Source organism: Micromonospora sp. PTRAS2 (genome assembly GCF_054052245.1).
In genome coordinates, this window is record NZ_JBSWBU010000046.1 from 1 (window position 1) to 1,359 (window position 1,359).

Consider the following 1,359-nt stretch of genomic DNA (forward strand, 5'->3'; position numbering starts at 1 on the left):
CCGGCCGATCTCGTTGAGTTTGAGTTCGGTGGCGGTTTCGTCGCGGTGCAGGGAGTTGATGTCGAGGCGGTAGTGCAGGCCCCGCACGATGGCCCGCGCGGAGCGGGTGGTGTGTTTGATGGCGTAGCGGCCGCCGACGGTCAGGGGGCGGGTCTCGTCCATCCAGCAGACCATCGCCTCGATGTCCTGCGCGACCGTGGGGGCGTTGTGGGGGCGGCAGATCATGTCTCCGCGGGAGATGTCGATCTCGTCTTCGAGGCGGACGGTGACCGACATCGGGGGGAACGCCTCCTCGACCGGCCCGTCGGCGGTCTCCACCGCCGCGATGCGCGAGGTGAACCCCGACGGCAGCACCATCACCTCGTCACCGGCCTTCAACACCCCCGAGGCGACCTGACCGGCATACCCCCGGTAGTCGGTCACCGTGGTCGACTGCGGCCGGATCACGTACTGCACCGGGAACCGCACGTCCTGCAGGTTCCGGTCCGAGGCGATGTGCACCCGCTCCAGATGGTGCAGCAACGACGGCCCCTCGTACCACGGCATGTTCTCCGACCGGGACACGATGTTGTCACCCTGCAACGCCGACACCGGCACCACCGTCAGGTCCGGCACGTCCAACTTCGCCGCGAACGCCGTGAACTCGTCCGCGATCGCCTCGAACACCTCCCGGTCGAAGTCGACCAGGTCCATCTTGTTCACACACAACACCAGATGCGGCACCCGCAACAACGAACACAAAAACGCGTGCCGCCGCGACTGCTCCACCAGGCCCTTACGCGCGTCCACCAGGATCAACGCCAGGTCCGCCGTCGACGCCCCCGTCACCATGTTCCGCGTGTACTGGATGTGCCCCGGCGTGTCCGCGATGATGAACTTCCGCCGCGGCGTCGCGAAATACCGGTACGCCACATCGATCGTGATGCCCTGCTCCCGCTCCGCCCGCAACCCGTCGGTCAACAACGCCAGGTTCGTGTACTCGTCCCCCCGCGCCGCACTGACCGCCTCCACCGCCGCCAACTGATCGGTGAACAACGACTTCGTGTCATACAACAACCGGCCGATCAACGTCGACTTACCGTCGTCCACACTCCCGGCCGTGGCGAACCGCAACAGATCCATCGGCCGCGTCTCCACCTCGACCGGCGCCATGTCGATGCTCATCAGAAGTAACCCTCCCGCTTACGGTCCTCCATCGCGGCCTCGCTGACCCGGTCGTCGCCCCGCGTCGCGCCCCGCTCGGTGATCCGCGTCGCGGCCACCTCCTCGATCACCGCCGCCACCGTGCCGGCATCCGAACGCACCGCCGCCGTGCACGACGCGTCACCCACCGTCCGGTACCGCACCACCTCCACGAAC

General features: G+C 67.3%; 1 protein-coding gene and 1 pseudogene. Both read right to left on the reverse strand.

What is annotated here, in order from left to right; translation table 11 throughout:
- On the reverse strand, positions 1-1,164 hold a 1,164-nt coding region (locus tag ACVMYR_RS33070; RefSeq protein ID WP_077940490.1), incomplete at its 3' end, for a sulfate adenylyltransferase subunit 1.
- A pseudogene (locus ACVMYR_RS33075) lies at positions 1,164-1,359 on the reverse strand (sulfate adenylyltransferase subunit CysD); the annotation flags it as partial. The gene ACVMYR_RS33070 and the pseudogene ACVMYR_RS33075, both read right to left, overlap by 1 nt.